Here is a 17,835-nt window from a genome sequence, read left to right as displayed (position 1 = left end):
GTGAGACCGTGGTGAGCCGTACCCATGGCTGATCCCGCCAGAGCACGCCGCCTCGCCAAGCGGATCAGCACCATCGTCGCATCGGCGATCGAGTACGAGATCAAGGATCCGCGGCTGGCCGGGGTGACCATCGTGGACACGAAGGTCACCAACGACCTGCACGATGCGACGGTCTACTACACGGTCATGGGACGCACGCTGGATGACGAACCTGACCTCGCCGGTGCGGCCGCAGCGCTGGATCGGGCCAAGGGGGTGCTGCGCACCAAGGTCGGTGCGGGCACCGGCGTGCGGTTCACGCCCACCTTGACTTTCGAACGTGACACCACGACCGACGCGGTGAATCGGATGGAGGAGCTGCTGGCCCGCGCCCGCGCCGCCGACGCCGATCTGGCACGGGTCAGGGTGGGTGCGAAGCCGGCTGGGGAGGCCGACCCGTACCGTGAGAGTGGGACAGCGGAACCGCCGGCTTCCGGGGGACTTGGCGAGGCTAAGGACACCGATGACGACAACCGACCGCAAGACTGAGCTGACGGCTATGTCGCGCCTTAACGGGGCGCGCGTCGACGCGGTCGGCGCCGCCGAGCTGCTGTCGGCAGCGGACACCGTCGCGGTGATCTGCCATGTTCATCCCGACGCGGACACCATCGGTGCCGGTCTTGCGCTTGCCTTGGTGCTGGACGGTTGCGACAAGAAAGTGCAGGTCAGTTTTGCGGCGCCGGAGCAGTTGCCGGAATCGCTGCGCTCACTTCCCGGTTGCGACCTGCTGGTCGGACCCGAGGAATTGCGACGAGACGTCGATCTGGTAGTGACAGTCGACGTCCCGAGCCTGCATCGGCTCGGCACGCTGCGCGATCTGGCCGAGCCCGACCAGCAGATACTGGTCGTCGACCACCACGCGTCCAACGGCCTGTTTGGCACGGCGAACTTCGTCGATGCGTCCGCGGATTCGACGACGATGCTGGTCGCAGAGATTCTCGACGCGTGGGGCAAGCCGATCAACCGGGCGGTGGCGCACTGCATCTACGCCGGACTCACCACAGACACCGGGTCGTTCCGCTGGGCCAGTCCGCGCGCGTTTCGGTTGGCGGCGCGACTGATCGAAATCGGCGTCGACAACGCCTCCGTCAGCCGGTCTTTGATGGACAGCCATCCCTTCGCCTGGCTGCCGATGCTGTCGCGGGTCCTGGGTTCTGCGCAACTGGTACCCGAGGCGGCCGGCGGCCGCGGGCTGGTCTATGCCGTTGTGGACCAACATGATTGGCTCGGTTCGCGCCCCGAGGAGGTCGAGAGCGTGGTTGACATCGTGCGCACCACGCAGGAGGCCGAGGTCGCGGCGGTGTTCAAGGAGGTCGACCCGCAGCAGTGGTCGGTTTCGATGCGCGCTAAAGCCGATGTGGATCTCGCCGCCGTTGCGTCGGGGTTCGGCGGTGGCGGCCATCGGCTTGCGGCCGGCTACTCGACTACCGGCTCAATCGACGACGTCGTGGCGGCGCTGCGCGCGGCTCTTGGCTGACTTTCGCCAGATCACCAGTCTGGCTCTGCCGGCGCTGGGCGTGTTGGTGGCCGAACCGCTGTATCTGTTGTTCGACATCGCCGTGGTGGGCCGGCTTGGGGCGGTGGCCTTGGCGGGCTTGGCGATCGGTGCTTTGGTTCTCGGCCTGGTAAGCACCCAGCTGACCTTTCTGTCCTACGGCACGACGGCCCGCGCGGCCCGCTATTTCGGGGCGGCCGACCGGACGGCGGCAGTCAACGAGGGAGTGCAGGCAACTTGGCTGGGGTTGGGCCTGGGCGCGGTGATCGTGGCCGTGGTGCAAGCCGCGGCGGTGCCGGTGGTCTCGGCGATCGGCGGTTCGGGCGCTGACGGAGCCAGCACTGCCGCCGCGGCCCTGCCGTGGCTGCGGATTGCGATCCTGGGTGTGCCCGCAATTCTGGTGTCGTTGGCGGGGAACGGGTGGATGCGCGGGGTGCAGGACACCGTTCGGCCGCTGCGCTACGTGATCGCGGGCTTCGGGCTGTCTGCGCTGCTGTGCCCGTCACTGGTCTACGGTTGGTTCGGCCTGCCCAGGATGGGGCTGGCCGGGTCTGCGGTCGCCAATCTGGCAGGCCAGTGGTCGGCGGCGCTGCTGTTCGGCGGTGCGCTGCTGGCCGAGCGGGTGCCGCTGCGGCTGGACCCCGGGGCGTTGCGGTCCCAGCTGGTGATGGGGCGTGATCTCATCCTGCGCAGCCTGGCGTTCCAGACCTGTTACGTCTCGGCGGCCGCGGTCGCCGCCAGGTTCGGCGCCGCCGCGCTCGCGGCCCACCAGATCGTGTTGCAGCTGTGGTCTTTCCTGGCGCTGGTGCTCGATTCGTTGGCCATCGCCGCGCAATCCCTGGTGGGGGCGGCGCTCGGAGCCGGCGACGCCGCCCACGCCAAATGGGTCGCGTGGCGGGTGACGCTGTTCTCGCTGCTGGCCGCCGGGTTGTTGGCCACCGTGTTCGGGGTCGGCGCCTCGGTGCTGCCGGGCCTGTTCACCGACGACCCGTCAGTGCTTGCCGCGGTGGCTGTGCCGTGGTGGTTTCTGGTGGCCCAATTGCCCGTCGCCGGAATCGTTTTCGCGTTGGACGGGGTGCTGCTGGGAGCAGGTGACGCCGCATTCATGCGGACCGCAACCGTGGTCAGCGCGCTGATCGGATTCCTACCGCTGATCTGGTTGTCGCTGGCCTACGGCTGGGGGCTGACCGGCATCTGGTCGGGCCTAAGCACGTTCATGGTGCTGCGGTTGGTCTTTGGTGGCTGGCGGACGCTGAGTGGACGGTGGGCGGTGACCGGCACGGCGTAATCTCAGTTTGGGACGGCACAACGTCATCTGCTGCCCCTAACGACCTCCGAGACAACAGCATTGGCATGCCGCCCGACATGCGTTGCCGGCAGCCGACACTTGCTCAGGCGCCGATGCAAACCCCTATCAATGTTCGATCACCGACACCGTTTTGTCGCCGGTGTTGGTGACGTAGGCGGTGTGGTTGCCCGGCTCCACGGCCACCCCTTGCGGGGCCCCGCCGACGGGCACGGTAGCGGCGACAGTGTGCGTCGAGACGTCTATGACCGACACCGTGTTGTCTGCCCAGTTGGTGACGTAGGCAGTGTGGGTGCCGGGGTCCACTGCCACCGCGGTCGGAAACTTGCCGACGGGCACGGTGGCGGTGACGGTGCGCGTCGAGGCGTCGATTACTGACAGGGTGCCGTCGCCGAGGTTGGTGACGTAGACGGTGTGAGTGCCTGGGTCCACTGCCAATCCGGTCGGGCTCGCGCCAACGGGCACAGTAGCGGTGACGGTGCGCGTCGATTCGTCGATAACTGACACTGTGCCGTCGCCGGTGTTGGTGAGGTAGGCGGTGTGGTTGCCCGAATCCACGGCCACTCCGCTCGGCTCCTTGCCGGCAGTCACGGCGGCAATGACAGTGCGCGTCGAGGTGTCGAGCACCGACATTGTGCTGTCGCCGAAGTGAATGACGTAGACGGTCCGGTTGCCCGGGTCCACCGCTACCCCCATCGAGCCCTTGCCGCCGGGCATGGTGGCGGTGACGGTGCGCGTCGAGGCGTCGATTACTGACACCGTGCCGTCACCGAGATTGGTGACGTAGACGGTGTGGGTGCCTGGGTCCACTGCCAACCCGGTCGGACTCGCGCCAACGGAAAGGGTAGCGGTGACGGTGCGCGTCGAGCCGTCGATTACTGACACCGTGTTGTCGTCGCGGTTGGTGACGTAGACGGTGTGGGTGCCTGGGTCCACCGCCACCCACTGCGGGTCCGCGCCGAGGGGCACCGTGCCGGTGACCTTGTAGGTCGAACCGGTCGGCGGCTCGGCCGAGCGGGAACTCGTCGCCGCACCCTGCCGGCCAAATAGGAGAAAGGCCAACACGACAGCGCCTATCACCGCCAGCACGCCGGCGATCACGGGTATCGGCACCAGCCGAACGCGCTTATGGATTTGTCGATCATCGCCACCGGCGGTCACATACCCTCTCCTGTCTTCTTTGTTCTTGCAAAGTGTGCGTCTAGCGCCCAACCGCGGCATACGAAATCGTCGAAGTTGTGGTTGTCAAACGCTCGGAACCTGCTGATCAAGGATGTTGGTGGGACCAAAACTCTGACATCTATTGGCGAAACCGGCGCTACACTGCGCCGGTGACGACCCAACGGACCAGGCGTCGGTCGTGGGGCGACTACGCGCTGTTCGTTGTCCTGGTGGGGCCGAATCTGGCGCTGCTGATGTTGTTCATCTACCGCCCGTTGGCAGACAATATCCGGCTGTCTTTCTTCGACTGGAATATTTCGGACCCAGAAGCGGAGTTCGTCGGGTTCTCCAACTATGCGGAGTGGTTCACCCGCACCGACACACGCCAGGTAGTGCTCAATACCGCTATCTTCACCGTTGCGGCGGTGGTCGGCTCGATGGTGTTGGGGTTGGCGTTGGCCATGCTGCTGGATCAGCCGCTGCGCGGACGAAACGTGGTGCGATCCATGGTATTCGCCCCGTTTGTGATATCCGGCGCGGCCATTGGTCTGGCCGCCCAGTTCGTCTTCGATCCGCATTTCGGGTTGGTGCAGGATCTGATGCACCGCCTCGGTGGCCGGGTGCCGGACTTCTACCAGGACCCGCGCTGGGCGATGTTCATGATCGTCGTCACCTACGTCTGGAAGAACCTCGGCTACACGTTCGTCATCTACCTGGCAGCCCTGCAAGGCGTGCGTCGAGAGCTGTTGGAGGCGGCGGCAATTGACGGAGCCGGCCGGTGGACCACGTTTCGCAGCGTGCTGTTGCCGCAACTGCGTCCAACCACGTTCTTCCTGTCGATCACCGTGCTGATCAATTCTTTGCAGGTGTTCGACGTCATCAACGTGATGACCCGGGGCGGCCCGGGCGGCACCGGGACCACCACCATGGTGTACCAGGTATATCTGGAAACCTTCCGGAATTTCCGCGCCGGCTACGGCGCCACCGTCGCCACCATCATGTTCCTGGTGCTGCTTGCCATCACCTATTACCAGGTGCGAGTGATGGATCGGGGTCAGCGGCAATGAAATCCGCACGGCTGCTGGGCTACCTCGCAATGCTGTTGGTGGTGGCGCTCGTCGCCGGGCCGCTGATCTTCGTGTTCTTCACCTCGTTCAAGGATCAGCCGGACATCTATTCACAGCCCACCACCTGGTGGCCGCCGCAGTGGCATCCACAGAATTACCGGACTGCCACGCAACAGATTCCGTTCTGGACGTTTCTGCGCAACTCGGTCATCCTGACTTCCGCGTTGGCCTTGGTGAAGTTCGTCCTGGGTGTGCTCAGCGCGTTCGGTCTGGTGTTCGTCCGGTTTCCCGGGCGAAACGCGGTGTTCCTGTTGATCATCGCGGCACTGATGGTGCCCAACCAGATCACGGTCATTTCGAACTATGCGTTGATATCCCAACTGGGACTGCGCAACACCTTCCCGGGCATCATCCTGCCCCTGGCCGGCGTCGCATTCGGAACCTTCCTGATGCGCAACCACTTTCTTTCCTTGCCGTCCGAGGTGATCGAAGCGGCCCGCATGGATGGCGCCCGGTGGTGGCAGCTGCTACTGCGGGTCGTGCTGCCGATGTCGGGGCCCACCATGGTGGCGTTCGGCATCATCACTGTGGTCAACGAATGGAACGAATACCTTTGGCCGTTCCTGATGGCCGACGACGAATCGGTGGCGCCGTTGCCGGTGGGGCTGACCTTCCTGCAGCAAGCGGAGGGGGTGACCAACTGGGGCCCGGTGATGGCGGTGACGCTGTTGGCCATGCTGCCGATCCTGCTCATCTTCATCGCGCTGCAGCGGCAGATGATCAAGGGCCTCACGTCGGGCGCGGTCAAGGGTTAGCCGTGGATACCTGGAACCGCAGGCAGTTTCTGATGCTGATAGGCGCGGCGGGGACGGCAGCCGGCTGCGCCGGGATGGGCGGTAACGACGCGGTCAAATCCGGGAACAGCCCAATTTCGTTCTGGTCCAATCATCCCGGCCTGTCCACCCCGGTGGAGAGGGAGTTGATCAATCGCTTTCAGCACGAGTTTTCCGGGCTGCAGGTCAAGTTGATCGACGCCGGCAAGGACTACGACGAAGTGGCGCAGAAGTTCAACGCCGCACTCATCGGCACCGACGTTCCCGACGTCGTTGTCCTGGATGACATTTGGTGGTTCCATTTCGCGCTCAGCGGTGTCCTCACCCCGATCGACGAGCTGATGCGGCACGTAGGCGTGGACACCTCGGATTATGTGGATTCGTTGTTGGCCGACTACGAGTTCGACGGTCACCACTACGCGCTGCCCTACGCGCGTTCGACGCCGCTGTTCTACTACAACAAAGCGGTGTGGGAGCGTGCTGGTCTGCCCGATCGCGGTCCCGTCTCCTGGCAGGAGTTCCACGACTGGGGCCCGCGGTTGCAGCGGGTAGTCGGTGACCGGAACTGGGCGCACGGTTGGGCGAACTCCGAAGCGATTTCGTGGACATTCGAAGGGCCGAATTGGTCCTTCGGTGGGGCTTATTCCGACAAGTGGGAGTTGAAGTTCAGTGACCCGGCGACCATTGCAGCCGGCAACTTTCTGCGCGACTCGACCCATGGCAGCCGCTACGCCGCCGTCGCGAACAACATCGCGAACGAGTTCGCCACCGGCATCCTCGCGTCGACGGTGGCCTCGACGGGCGCGCTCGTCGGCATCACCGCCGCCGCCCGGTTCGACTTCGGGGTGGCACCGCTGCCGACCGGGCCTGGCGGAGCGCCCGCCTGCCCGACTGGAGGCGCCGGACTTGCCATCCCGGCCAAGCTGTCCGACGAGCGAAAGATCAATGCCGCCAGGTTCATTGCCTACCTCACCAACCCACAGTCCACCGTTTACTTCAGCCAGCGCACCGGCTATCTCGCGGTGCGCAAGTCCGCAGTCAACGACCCGAGCGAACAGCGGTATCTGACCGAAAACCCCAATGCCCGAGTCGCTTTCGATCAGCTTCCGCATACCCGTCCGCAGGACTACGCGCGTGTCTTCCTGCCCGGCGCTGACCGCATCATCGCGGCCGGACTGGAAACCATCGGGTTGAAGGGATCCGACGTGAGGGCGACCTTCAACGGCATCGACAAACAGTTACAAGTCATCTACGACCGCCAGATCAAGCGGAAACTCAAGGATTTTAGCCATGGCTGAAGTGCAGTACCGCGCGGTCACCCATCGCTACCCTGGCGCTCCTGGACCAGCGGTGGACAACCTGGATCTCGATATCGCCGACGGCGAATTCCTGGTACTCGTCGGACCGTCGGGATGCGGCAAGTCCACCACCCTGCGAATGCTGGCCGGATTGGAACCGGTTGAGAGCGGCCGCATCACGATCGGCGGCGTGGACGTCACCGATCTCCCGCCGCGGGCGCGCGACGTCGCGATGGTGTTCCAGAACTACGCGCTGTACCCGAACATGACGGTGGCGGCCAACATGGGTTTTGGGCTGCGCAATGCCGGCATGTCGCGCACCGACACGCGCCAGCGTGTCCAGGAAGTGGCCGCAATGCTGGAATTGACTGAGCTGCTTGATCGTAAGCCGGCCAAGCTGTCCGGCGGGCAACGCCAACGGGTGGCGATGGGCCGCGCGATAGTGCGCCGGCCTCAGGTGTTCTGCATGGACGAGCCGCTGTCGAATCTGGACGCCAAGCTACGCGTCAGCACCCGGTCCCAGATCTCCGGGCTGCAGCGTCAACTCGGCACCACCACCGTCTACGTCACCCACGACCAAGTGGAGGCGATGACCATGGGGGACCGGGTCGCGGTGCTCAAAGACGGCGTGCTGCAACAGGCTGACACGCCGCGCGTGTTGTACGACAAGCCGGTCAACACCTTCGTCGCGACGTTCATCGGGGCCCCATCGATGAACCTCATCGACGTCGCAGTGGTCGACGGTGCGGTGCAGTCGCCCGCCTTGGGGATACCGGTGCCCCGCGGCACGGCCGAGCGGGTGCTGGTCGGTGTCCGACCGGAATCGTGGGACGTGGCGGCCGCGGGTGCCGCGGGTTCGGTGACCGTGCGCGTCGAACTCGTCGAGGAACTCGGCTTCGAGTCCTTCGTCTACGCCACCCCGGTAGAACGGGACGGGTGGTCACCACAAGCGCAACGCATCGTGTTCCGCACCGATCGCCGCACGACGGTGCAGGTGGGTGAGTCGCTGGCGATCGTGCCGCACCCGCACGAGGTGCATTTCTTCGACCGCGCAACGGGAAACCGACTGGGCGCGGTCTGATGGCGGCGACCCGCTGCGCCCGGCTTCGCCGTGCTTGCGATCGCCGCGGTCTCATGGCGGCGACCCGCTGCGCCCGGCTGGGCCGCGCTTGCGATCGCCGCGGTCAGCGCACCTGCGAGCGGCCCCGCTCGAGCACTTTTTCCCGGTTGGCGGCGATGTCGTCACCGCTGGTCCGGAACTGCCGCGCCGCGGCGGCTTCCAACCACAGTCCGCCGCCGGTCTGGGCATCGTCGATCCGGTGATAGGACGACAGCAGCGCGCGCACCGCGTCCTGGTTGTTGCCGACTATGGACGCCGCGACCTGCCGGGCGGTAGGCAACAGCTCCTGGTGCGGAACCACCTCGGTGACCAGCCCGGCACGCAGGGCGTCGGTGGCCGACAGGTAGTCGCCGGTCATGCTCATCCGCCGAGCCATACCCACGCCCACCTTCTGTGGGAGCCGAACGCTGAGTCCCCAGGTCGGCAGTAACCCCACCCGGGCGTGCGTGTCGGCGAACCGGGCCTGCTCCGAGGCGATCAGGATGTCGCAGTACAGCGCCAGCTCGAGTCCGCCGGTGACTGCGGCACCGTTGATCGCGCCGATCACCGGCTTGGTCAGGGCCGGCCATCGCGGCGAGATGTCGGGCAGGGCGGTCTGGCCGCCCAGTTCCTTGAGGTCCAGCCCGGCACAGAACACGGGGTCGGCGCCGGTGACGATGACGACGTCGACGCCGTCATCGCCCTCCGCGTCGGCCAGCGCGCCGAAGAACAGATCCCGCAGCGCGGAGGACAGCGCATTGCGAGACTGCGGTCGGTTCAGGGTCAGGGTGCGTACCCGCTCGTCGGTGTCGATCAGCAGGATGTCGTCGGTCATGAAGTTCACCGTAGCCAGAGACCTGCAGGGGTTGTCAGCCACACCTCGCGCTGGGCCGGTCAACCCGGGCGGCTCAGACGGCCCAGAAGCCTATCGTGAACAGCATGTGCCGAAACATCACCGAACTGCGTGGGCTGGAGCCGCCTGCTACAGCCCAGGAGATCGCGGCCGCGGCGCGCCAATACGTGCGCAAAGTCAGCGGGATCACCCATCCGTCGGCGGCCAACGCGGACGCGTTCGAAGCGGCCGTCGCCGAGGTCACGGCCACCACGGCACGGCTGCTCGACGCACTGCCGCAACGCCGGCAGCCGCCCAAGACCGTCCCGCCGCTGCGCCGGCCCGAGGTCGTGGCACGGCTCGCTAGATCACAGTGAAACCTGCCCTCAAGGAATGGAGCGCGGCCGTGCACGCCCTCCTCGACGGGCGCCAGACCATCCTGCTGCGCAAGGGCGGCATCGGTGAAAAGCGTTTCCAGGTGGCGGCCCGAGATTTCCTGCTGTTCCCGACGACCGCGCACAGCCATGCGCAGCGGGTCCGGCCCGAGCATCGGGACCTGCTGGCCCCTGCGGCTAGCGACAGCACCGAGCACCATGTCACGGTGCGAGCCGCGGCGAAAGTCGTTGCCGCCGTGCCGGTCAACCGGATAGACGGACTGAAACAGCTTGCGGATCTGCACATCTGGACCGACGAATCGGTGCGCGCGGACCGCATCGACTTTCGGCCCAAACACAAACTGGCCGTGTTGGTGGTCTCCGCGGCCCCACTCACCGAACCGGTGCGGCTAGAGCGCACCCCGGCCTACGCGGGCTGCACCAGTTGGGTTCAGCTGCCCGTCGACGCACCCATTGCGCAGCCGGTGCACGACGACGCCGCACTAGCCGACATCGCCGCCCGGGTCCGCGACGCCGTCGGCTGAACCTTGCGGCAGCAGCAGCCTGGAATCCCCGAAATGCACCGAATGGGTGGCGGGCCGCGACTCGCGTCCGGTCAGCAACGGTTCTCCGGTGCCCAGGTTGCGGGCATAGCGGGGGAACCAACTGCCGGCGATCAGGACTCGGATGCGTGAGCCCGCCTCGAACCGGTGCGCGATCGGGTCCAGTTCGATGCGCACGTCGCGCTCGCCGTGGCCGAGGCGGCGGTAACCGTCGCTCACATTTCGTGACCGGCCCTTCGCGTCGACCTCGCTGACCCGGACAAACAGATCGGCGTGAGGATTGTCCGAACTGTGCGACAGCTCGAGCACGGGGCTGCCGTACACGTAGAGGTCGTCGTCCAGGGCGGCTCCGGTGAAGCTGAGGACGTCATCGCGCAGCGCCAGCTGGGTGTCGTCGCGGTAGCCCCCTTTGGGCGACAGCAGCGGGCCGCCCGTGCTGGGCGTCGGATGTGCGGGGTCGTAGCGGAAATTCGCCGGCCGTGTGTTGAGCTCGGGCGGATTGTCACCCAGATGACCGAAGGGTTGCAGGTACAACGACCGCTCAATGGTGGGCGGCGGCCAGTCCGGCAGGTGGCGCCAACCCTGGCCGGTGACGAAGACGTGCACCCGGGTAGGGCGTCTTGCCGCCGGTGCGTCGCCCAGGTGGGTGTCCAGCCAATCCAGGGTTTCCCGCACGCACATCGCCAGGCCCTTGGTCAGCATCTGGATGTGCGTCCAGGGACCCATGGTCAGCGCGACGTCGACATCCCGGTCGCGCAGATGCCGATATTGCTGCATGGTTTGGCGCAGGAAGATGTCCTGCCAGCCCGACAGCAGCAGCACCGGGACCGAGACCCGGTCCAGTGCGGCCGGGAATCGCATTCTGTCCCAGAACGGATCGGTGGGTTCGTCGTGTTCCATCCACGATTCGAACCACGGCGCGCCCGTTCCGAGCAGTTTCCTCGTCGACCTGCCCAAGGGCACCTCGGCGACCGCCCGCGCAACTTTCCGTGGAGCGCGAATTCGGCGGATCACGGCCCGGATGCGCCTGCGGTCCTCCTGCCGGGAAACCATTTCGCTCCAGCCGAGGAAGTCATTGACCGAGAACGTCCCGGTGCCCCATACCGATTCCTGAAAATCGTGCGGCCCCACCGTGATCACCGCGGCGGCCAGCTCGGGCGGCGGATCATCGAGCAGCGCCCACTGGGTGAAGCCCAGGTAGGACACCCCAATCGTGGCGAAGCTCCCGGTAAACCACGGCTGCTGCCGCAGCCACTCCACCGTGTCGGCGCCGTCGGCGGCTTCGTTGACCATCGGCTCGAACTCGCCGCCCGACCCGAAGGTGCCCCGCACGCTCTGCAGGACGACGTGATAGCCGCGGGCCGCGTACAGACGGGCGAAGGCCAGCGAGAACGGAAATCCGCGGCCGTACGGGCCCCGAGCCAGCAGGGTCCCGGCGGCGACGCTCTGCGGAGCGTAATGGTCGGCCGCCAGGCGTACGCCGTCGCGCATCGGAATCTCGACGCGGTTCACGGTGTAACGGGTGCGGGCGCGAGGCAGGCCCAGCGCCGCACCCAGTGCGCCCAGCGCGATCCTGCCACCGGTGCTCAGCGGACGCAGTTTGGCCTGGTCACGTCGCAGGGAAGTGATGCTCACATTCCCAGGTTAGGAAATCGGCTCAGAACTTGTAGAAGGGAGCGAGGTCGTTGGCGCGCTGCAGATTGGTGGACGGGCAGTCGACATCGGGCTCGGAGTAGACGGTGGAGTAGAACAGCGACTGCTGAATCAGCCCGTAGCTGGTCTTGAAGGCGACCATGCAGGAGATGTACCAGAAGCTGTTGTGGTAGGTCGGCTTGAGCACCCAGTACTGGGCGGCGCGGTGGCCCTGGATCGTGGTCTCGATGGCGTCGGGGGGCAATGTCTGGGCGTAGGTGCGCCAGATGATCGGCTCCACCGCGAGCTGGTAGTTGCCGGCGTCGAGCTGGCAACGCAACCCCTCCTGCGGTTCCGGAGGCGTGTAGGCAAGCCCGAGCCGCTGCACGGCGTCGTACGGGATGTCGGTACACGGGTCGAACGGGCTGGGGTCGCTGGTGGCCACGATGGGGCTTTTCATGGTGGTTTCCATGGGTTGTGCGGTCGACCGCAATTCGACGGCGCCGCGGGGAGCGGACGGCGCCGCGTAGTGCCACCCCGCTACGCCAACCATGATCGCGGTAACCAGCGCGCTCAGTGCTGCCGCCAGACGTACCTTGGCAAACACGACACCCCCTGCTCTCGGCAGTCCCATTGCCGGGAGTGTACAAGCAGCGTTCGCGCAGTCACAGCGAAACCATCGAGCTCATAATCGCTGGGGCGGGTCGTTAGGGCGGTCGCTAGGGTGGATAGTCGTGGCAGGGCATGAGTCGGGCGGTGGTGGCGGACAGCCGACCCTGTGGGCGGTCTCCGACCTACACACCGGACATCTCGGCAACAAGCCGGTCGCCGAGTCGCTGCATCCCTCGTCGCCGGACGACTGGCTGATCGTGTGCGGCGACGTCGCCGAACGCACCGACGAGATCCGCTGGGCGCTGGATTTGCTACGGAAGCGCTTCGCGAAGGTGATCTGGGTGCCGGGCAACCACGAGCTGTGGACCACCACCCGGGATCCGATGCAGATCTTCGGTCGCGCGCGTTATGACTACCTGGTCAACATGTGCGACGAAATGGGCGTCGTCACGCCCGAGCATCCCTTTCCGGTGTGGACCGAGCGCGGTGGGCCGGCCACCATCGTGCCGATGTTCCTGCTCTATGACTACAGCTATTTGCCGGCCGGCGCGGCCAGCAAAGCCGAGGGCTTGGCCATCGCCAAAGAGCGCAACGTGGTGTGCACAGACGAATTCCTGCTCTCGCCCGAGCCGTATCCGACCCGCGACGCCTGGTGTCGCGAACGCGTAGCCAAGACCCGGGCCCGCTTGGAAGAGCTGGACTGGATGCAACCCACTGTGCTGGTCAACCACTTCCCGCTGGTGCGCCAACCCTGCGATGCGTTGTTCTACCCGGAATTCGCGCTGTGGTGCGGAACCACCAAGACCGCCGACTGGCACACCCGCTACAACGCGGTCTGCTCGGTCTACGGACACCTGCACATTCCGCGTACCACGTGGTATGACGACGTCCGCTTCGAAGAGGTTTCGGTCGGTTACCCGCGAGAGTGGCGGCGCCGCAAGCCATACAGCTGGTTGCGCCAGGTGCTGCCGGACCCGCAGTACGCGCCCGGCTACCTCAATGACTTCGGCGGTCACTTCGTCATCACCCCGGAAATGAAGGCGCAGGCCACCCAGTTCCGGGAGCGGTTGCGGCAGCGGCAGTCCCGGTGACGCCGCACATGCTGGTGTCGTCGCTGCTGCCGAACACCCTGCTCGATGCCATGGGTTACGCCGAGGTGTACTCGGACCCGCCGGGGCTGGCCCCGCTGCCCGAGGAGGAGCCGCTGATCGCCAAATCGGTGGCGAAGCGGCGCAGCGAATTCATCACCGTTCGGCACTGCGCCCGCATCGCGCTCGCCGAGCTGGGTGTGCCGCCGACACCAATTCTCAAGGGCGACAAGGGCGAACCGTGCTGGCCGGACGGTATCGTCGGCAGTCTCACCCACTGCACCGGCTACCGCGGCGCGGTAGTCGGACGCAGCGGGGTGGTGCGGTCGGTCGGCATCGACGCCGAACCGCATGACGTGCTGCCCAATGGGGTGCTGGATGCGATCAGCCTGCCCGCCGAGCGCGCGGAGACGCCCGGCGTGATGCCTGAGGGGCTGAACTGGGACCGAATCCTGTTCTGCGCCAAGGAAGCTACCTACAAGGCCTGGTTTCCGCTGACGAAACGGTGGCTGGGGTTCGAGGACGCGCACATCACGTTTCAGTCTGATTCCGCCACCGCCGGCCGTTTCGTCTCTCGCATCCTGATCGATCCGGCGACCAAGACCGGGCCGCCGTTGACGTCGCTGTCCGGGCGCTGGTCGGTGGAGCGCGGGTTGGTGTTGACGGCGATCGTGCTGTGACCGATACCGGCCCCGGGCTGGTGATCGTGGACAAGCCGGCCGGAATGACGAGTCACGACGTGGTGGGTCGGTGCCGCCGCATCTTCGCCACGCGCCGGGTGGGTCACGCGGGGACGCTGGACCCGATGGCCACGGGTGTGCTGGTAATCGGTATCGAACGGGCCACCAAAATCCTCGGTCTGTTGACCGCCACCGACAAGTCCTACTCGGCTACCATTCGGCTGGGCCAGTCGACTTCCACCGAGGATGCCGAAGGTGAACTGCTGCAATCGGTTTCGACAGAGCACGTCACCGACGCGGCCATTGCCGAGGCGATCACCGGATTGCGCGGCGAGATCCAGCAGGTGCCGTCGGCTGTCAGCGCGATCAAGGTCGGCGGTCGTCGGGCCTACCAGCTGGCGCGCGAAGGCCAGGCCGTGGCGCTGCAGGCCCGACCGGTGCGCATCGACCGTTTCGACGTCCTGCGGGTGCGGCGCGGACCCGACGTGATCGACCTTGATGTGGAGGTGGACTGTTCATCGGGCACCTACATCCGGGCGTTGGCGCGTGACCTCGGCGACGCGCTGACGGTGGGCGGCCACCTGACGTCGCTGCGACGGACCCGGGTGGGCCGCTTCGACCTGAGTCAGGCGCGTGTGCTCGACGAACTGGCGGAGCGGCCGCAGCTGAGCCTCAGTCTCGACGAGGCCTGCCTGATGATGTTCCCGCGCCGAGTCCTGGACGCCGGGGAGGTCGACGCCGCCGCCAACGGCCGCGCACTGCCGTCTGCGGGTATCGACGGCGTCTACGCGGCCAGCGACGCCGACGGCCGGGTGGTCGCGCTGCTGCGGGATGAGGGCGCGCGGACCAAGTCGGTGGTGGTCATTCGCCCGGCGACGCTATAGCGCCTTATGCCTCCGCTATAACTCGAATGTCCTCGCCGAGACTGAAAATCGGCAGCGAAAGTTCGAGTGCAGACCTGCAATTCTTCAGTCTCGGCGAAAGTCTCGGTGAGCAGATTGCGGCGAGGTCTCGGTGAACAGATTCCGGCGAGGTTGTAACGGCACCCGGTCTGCGGCCCCGCGCGGCCGCACTGCACACTGAATCGGGGTGTTCTCCGCCTTCGAGAACACTGAGAAGGAGTCGTCATGCCAAAAGCAGCCAACAAAGTTTTCGTCGTCGGTGTCGGCATGACGAAATTCGAAAAGCCCGGCCGTCGCGAAGGCTGGGACTACCCGCAGATGGCCAAGGAGTCCGGCACCAAGGCCCTCCAAGACGCCGGAGTGAACTACTCCGAGATCGAGCAGGGCTACGTCGGCTACTGCTCAGGTGACTCCACCTCCGGACAGCGCGCCCTCTACGAACTGGGAATGACGGGCATTCCGATCGTCAACGTCAACAACAACTGTTCGACGGGTTCCACCGCGCTCTACCTGGCCGCGCAGGCGATCCGCGGCGGCCTGGCCGACTGCGTGCTGGCGCTTGGCTTCGAAAAGATGCAGCCCGGGGCGCTGCAGGGTGGCGCCCAGGACCGGGAGTCGCCGTTGGGCAACCACATCAAGGCTCTCGCCGCGATAGACGAATTCGCTTTCCCGGTGGCGCCGTGGATGTTCGGGGCGGCCGGCCGCGAGCACATGAAGAAATACGGCACCACCGCCGAGCATTTCGCCAAGATCGGCCTGAAGAACCACAAGCACTCGGTCAACAACCCTTACGCGCAGTTCCAGGAGGAATACACCCTGGATGACATTCTGGCCGCCAAGATGATCTCCGACCCCCTCACCAAACTGCAGTGCTCGCCCACCTCCGACGGCTCGGCCGCAGTGGTGCTGGCGAGCGAGGAGTACGTGGCCTCGCACGACCTGGCCGGGCAGGCTGTGGAGATCGTCGGGCAGGCGATGACCACCGACTTCGCTTCCACCTTCGACGGCAGTGCCCGCAACGTCATCGGGTACGACATGAATGTGCAAGCGGCACAACGTGTTTACCAGCAGTCAGGCCTCGGCCCGGAGGACTTCCAGGTGATCGAGTTGCATGACTGCTTCTCCGCCAACGAGCTGTTGCTCTACGAAGCCCTGGGCCTGTGCGGCGAGGGTGAGGCGCCCAAGCTCATCGATGACGACCAGACCACCTACGGGGGCCGCTGGGTGGTGAACCCCTCCGGGGGCCTCATCTCGAAAGGGCACCCGCTGGGTGCGACCGGACTGGCGCAGTGCTCCGAGCTGACTTGGCAGTTGCGGGGCACCGCCGACAAGCGTCAGGTCGACAACGTGACGGCTGCGCTGCAACACAACATCGGTCTGGGCGGTGCCGCCGTCGTCACCGCCTACCAGCGCGCCGACCGCTAAGCGACCACCCAGATCGCCTGGGCCGCCGGACTGCCCAACTCGACGGTGGTCGGTGCGCCGTCGTCGGATTGGATCGCGACCGAGATCATGCCGGCGAATTCGCGACGGGTCAGCACCCGTAGCCGCGAGTCCAGGCTGATGCCGACGCTGTCGAAATACCGCAACATCTCCGGGTCGGCGTCGGAGATGCGAGCCACCTTTCCGGTGTCGCCGTCGTTGCACACCCACAACTGCCTGGCCGGCGGCGTCGGCACCTGGCCGTCGGGAGCCGGGATCGGGTCACCGTGCGGGTCGCGCTGCGGGAATCCGAGCTTGGCGTCAATGCGGGCCATCAGCCGATCCGACACCGCGTGCTCGAGAATCTCGGCTTCGTCATGCACCTCGTCCCAGCCGTAGCCCAGCTCGTTGACCAGGAACGTTTCCAGCAGCCGGTGCCGACGCACCATCGCCAGCGCCGCTCGCCGACCCGACTCGGTCAGGGTCACCGCCCCGTACTTCTCGTGATCGACCAGGCCCTGCTCGGCGAGTTTGCGGATGGATTCCGAAGCGGTGCTGGCGGACACACCCAGCTTCTCGGCCAGCAGTTTGGTGCTCACCTTCTGCGGAGCCCCGTCCGAAGACCACTCCTGGACCGTCCAGATGACCTTCAGGTAGTCCTGGGCGACCGCGGTGAGCCCGCCAGGCTCTTCGTCAGCCCTCACGACACAAATCTTAGGCAACGCACGCCTAAATTTGCGTCCCGCCGGGCGGGTTGCCCGCCACGAGATTTGCCGCAACCGATCACGTCGTAGGCTTGCGGTCGTGCAGCGGTGGCGCGGTCAGGACGAGATCCCCACGGACTGGGGCAGATGCGTGTTGACCATTGGGGTTTTCGACGGCGTGCACCGGGGCCATGCCGAGCTGATCGCGCACGCGGTGAAAGCGGCCCGAGCCCGTGATGTCCCGTCGGTGCTGATGACATTCGACCCCCACCCGATGGAGGTCGTGTACCCGGGCAGTCACCCGGCGCAGCTGACTACGCTCACGCGCCGCGCCGAACTGGTCGAGGAACTGGGCATCGACGTCTTCCTGGTGATGCCGTTCACCCCCGACTTCATGAAGCTCACGCCCGAGCGCTACGTGCACGAGCTGCTGGTGGAGAACCTGCACGTGGTCGAGGTCGTGGTGGGGGAGAACTTCACCTTCGGCAAGAAGGCGGGTGGCAACGTCGAGACCCTGCGGCGGGCGGGGGAGCGGTTCGGGTTCGCTGTCGAGTCGATGTCGCTGCTGTCCGAGCACCACAGCAACGAGACCGTGACGTTTTCCTCCACCTATATCCGGTCCTGCGTGGATGCCGGCGACATGGGTGCGGCCAGCGAAGCCCTGGGCCGCCCGCACCGCGTGGAGGGAGTCGTGGTCCGGGGCTACGGGCGGGGCGTCAAACTGGGCT

General features: G+C 66.1%; 19 protein-coding genes. 14 read left to right on the top strand and 5 right to left on the bottom strand.

Going from position 1 to position 17,835, the window contains the following annotated elements; all coding sequences use genetic code 11:
• The first annotated feature begins 24 nt into the window (after positions 1–24).
• The 3 genes from rbfA to A5636_RS18485 are packed head-to-tail and all read left to right on the top strand — an operon-like array spanning position 25 to position 2,822.
• Positions 25–528 carry a 30S ribosome-binding factor RbfA gene (gene rbfA, locus A5636_RS18495; RefSeq protein ID WP_065160091.1) on the top strand — a complete coding sequence of 168 codons (504 nt, stop codon included), beginning with the start codon at positions 25–27 and terminating at the stop codon, positions 526–528.
• Positions 503–1,516: a DHH family phosphoesterase gene (locus tag A5636_RS18490; RefSeq protein ID WP_065160090.1), complete on the top strand. Its 1,014-nt coding sequence runs from the start codon at positions 503–505 to the stop codon at positions 1,514–1,516. Before rbfA ends, A5636_RS18490 begins: the two co-directional genes overlap by 26 nt.
• Positions 1,509–2,822 (top strand): MATE family efflux transporter, encoded by a 1,314-nt coding sequence (locus tag A5636_RS18485; RefSeq protein WP_065160089.1) that lies wholly within the window; start codon positions 1,509–1,511, stop codon positions 2,820–2,822. Before A5636_RS18490 ends, A5636_RS18485 begins: the two co-directional genes overlap by 8 nt.
• 126 nt (positions 2,823–2,948) lie before the next feature.
• On the opposite strand, the gene A5636_RS18480 is transcribed toward A5636_RS18485, so the two are convergent.
• Positions 2,949–4,001 (bottom strand): beta-propeller fold lactonase family protein, encoded by a 1,053-nt coding sequence (locus A5636_RS18480; protein ID WP_172827269.1) that lies wholly within the window; start codon positions 3,999–4,001, stop codon positions 2,949–2,951.
• Between the two features lie 170 nt (positions 4,002–4,171).
• Between A5636_RS18480 and A5636_RS18475 the strand changes: the two genes are divergently transcribed.
• From A5636_RS18475 to A5636_RS18460, 4 genes are read left to right on the top strand one after another with little or no spacing between them, the layout of a single operon-like run.
• The gene (locus A5636_RS18475; RefSeq protein ID WP_253900640.1) at positions 4,172–5,068 is read left to right on the top strand and encodes a carbohydrate ABC transporter permease; all 897 of its coding nucleotides are present in this window, start codon (positions 4,172–4,174) and stop codon (positions 5,066–5,068) included.
• Positions 5,065–5,883, top strand: a complete 819-nt coding sequence (locus tag A5636_RS18470) for a carbohydrate ABC transporter permease (RefSeq protein WP_065160087.1) — start codon at positions 5,065–5,067, stop codon at positions 5,881–5,883. Before A5636_RS18475 ends, A5636_RS18470 begins: the two co-directional genes overlap by 4 nt.
• Before the next feature lie 2 nt (positions 5,884–5,885).
• Complete coding sequence (locus A5636_RS18465) at positions 5,886–7,199, top strand: ABC transporter substrate-binding protein (RefSeq protein WP_065160086.1); 1,314 nt, start codon at positions 5,886–5,888, stop codon at positions 7,197–7,199.
• Positions 7,192–8,280, top strand: coding sequence for an ABC transporter ATP-binding protein (locus A5636_RS18460; protein ID WP_065160085.1), 1,089 nt, complete (start codon positions 7,192–7,194; stop codon positions 8,278–8,280). Before A5636_RS18465 ends, A5636_RS18460 begins: the two co-directional genes overlap by 8 nt.
• 103 nt (positions 8,281–8,383) lie before the next feature.
• On the opposite strand, the gene A5636_RS18455 is transcribed toward A5636_RS18460, so the two are convergent.
• Positions 8,384–9,133, bottom strand: coding sequence for an enoyl-CoA hydratase (locus A5636_RS18455; protein ID WP_065160158.1), 750 nt, complete (start codon positions 9,131–9,133; stop codon positions 8,384–8,386).
• 104 nt (positions 9,134–9,237) lie between these two features.
• On the opposite strand from A5636_RS18455, the gene A5636_RS18450 reads away from it, so the two are divergent.
• Together A5636_RS18450 and A5636_RS18445 are read left to right on the top strand one after the other, a co-directional pair.
• Positions 9,238–9,507 (top strand): DUF2277 domain-containing protein, encoded by a 270-nt coding sequence (locus tag A5636_RS18450; protein ID WP_065160157.1) that lies wholly within the window; start codon positions 9,238–9,240, stop codon positions 9,505–9,507.
• On the top strand, positions 9,504–10,049 hold the full coding sequence (locus A5636_RS18445) for a DUF1802 family protein (protein WP_155763886.1): 546 nt from the start codon (positions 9,504–9,506) through the stop codon (positions 10,047–10,049). The genes A5636_RS18450 and A5636_RS18445 overlap by 4 nt, the downstream gene beginning before the upstream one ends.
• Here A5636_RS18445 and A5636_RS18440 read toward each other — a convergent pair.
• Positions 10,008–11,702, bottom strand: a complete 1,695-nt coding sequence (locus A5636_RS18440; RefSeq protein WP_065160083.1) for a CocE/NonD family hydrolase — start codon at positions 11,700–11,702, stop codon at positions 10,008–10,010. The two genes, A5636_RS18445 and A5636_RS18440, sit on opposite strands and share 42 nt — an antisense overlap.
• 22 nt (positions 11,703–11,724) lie before the next feature.
• Positions 11,725–12,306 carry a DUF3558 domain-containing protein gene (locus A5636_RS18435; RefSeq protein WP_065160082.1) on the bottom strand — a complete coding sequence of 194 codons (582 nt, stop codon included), beginning with the start codon at positions 12,304–12,306 and terminating at the stop codon, positions 11,725–11,727.
• Between the two features lie 127 nt (positions 12,307–12,433).
• Between A5636_RS18435 and A5636_RS18430 the strand changes: the two genes are divergently transcribed.
• The 4 genes from A5636_RS18430 to A5636_RS18415 all read left to right on the top strand — a co-directional run bounded on the left by A5636_RS18430 (position 12,434) and on the right by A5636_RS18415 (position 16,406).
• Entirely contained in the window at positions 12,434–13,402 is a 969-nt protein-coding gene (locus tag A5636_RS18430; protein WP_065160081.1) for a metallophosphoesterase family protein, read from the top strand.
• On the top strand, positions 13,399–14,079 hold the full coding sequence (pptT, locus tag A5636_RS18425; RefSeq protein ID WP_155763884.1) for a 4'-phosphopantetheinyl transferase PptT: 681 nt from the start codon (positions 13,399–13,401) through the stop codon (positions 14,077–14,079). Before A5636_RS18430 ends, pptT begins: the two co-directional genes overlap by 4 nt.
• Positions 14,076–14,963 carry a tRNA pseudouridine(55) synthase TruB gene (gene truB / locus A5636_RS18420; RefSeq protein ID WP_065160080.1) on the top strand — a complete coding sequence of 296 codons (888 nt, stop codon included), beginning with the start codon at positions 14,076–14,078 and terminating at the stop codon, positions 14,961–14,963. Before pptT ends, truB begins: the two co-directional genes overlap by 4 nt.
• A gap of 243 nt (positions 14,964–15,206) precedes the next feature.
• The gene (locus tag A5636_RS18415; RefSeq protein ID WP_065160079.1) at positions 15,207–16,406 is read left to right on the top strand and encodes a lipid-transfer protein; all 1,200 of its coding nucleotides are present in this window, start codon (positions 15,207–15,209) and stop codon (positions 16,404–16,406) included.
• Here the strand turns inward: A5636_RS18415 and mntR are convergent.
• Positions 16,403–17,107, bottom strand: a complete 705-nt coding sequence (gene mntR, locus A5636_RS18410; RefSeq protein ID WP_065160078.1) for a manganese-binding transcriptional regulator MntR — start codon at positions 17,105–17,107, stop codon at positions 16,403–16,405. The two genes, A5636_RS18415 and mntR, sit on opposite strands and share 4 nt — an antisense overlap.
• 100 nt (positions 17,108–17,207) lie before the next feature.
• Here mntR and A5636_RS18405 point away from each other — a divergent pair.
• On the top strand, positions 17,208–17,835 hold a 628-nt coding region (locus A5636_RS18405), incomplete at its 3' end, for a bifunctional riboflavin kinase/FAD synthetase (RefSeq protein WP_155763883.1).

The sequence above is a fragment of the Mycobacterium asiaticum genome (assembly GCF_001673315.1).
Lineage (GTDB): Bacteria > Actinomycetota > Actinomycetes > Mycobacteriales > Mycobacteriaceae > Mycobacterium > Mycobacterium asiaticum_B.
This window is presented reverse-complemented; position numbering and strand designations above follow the sequence as displayed.

Excerpts from the sequence above, each read along its gene's own strand:
- A5636_RS18460 (WP_065160085.1), top strand. The coding sequence starts at position 7,192 with ATGGCTGAAGTGCAGTACCGCGCGGTCACCCATCGCTACCCTGGCGCT.
- A5636_RS18450 (WP_065160157.1), top strand. The coding sequence starts at position 9,238 with ATGTGCCGAAACATCACCGAACTGCGTGGGCTGGAGCCGCCTGCTACA.
- A5636_RS18490 (WP_065160090.1), top strand. The coding sequence starts at position 503 with ATGACGACAACCGACCGCAAGACTGAGCTGACGGCTATGTCGCGCCTT.
- rbfA (WP_065160091.1), top strand. The coding sequence starts at position 25 with ATGGCTGATCCCGCCAGAGCACGCCGCCTCGCCAAGCGGATCAGCACC.
- A5636_RS18455 (WP_065160158.1), bottom strand. The coding sequence starts at position 9,133 with ATGACCGACGACATCCTGCTGATCGACACCGACGAGCGGGTACGCACC.
- A5636_RS18415 (WP_065160079.1), top strand. The coding sequence starts at position 15,207 with ATGCCAAAAGCAGCCAACAAAGTTTTCGTCGTCGGTGTCGGCATGACG.
- A5636_RS18470 (WP_065160087.1), top strand. The coding sequence starts at position 5,065 with ATGAAATCCGCACGGCTGCTGGGCTACCTCGCAATGCTGTTGGTGGTG.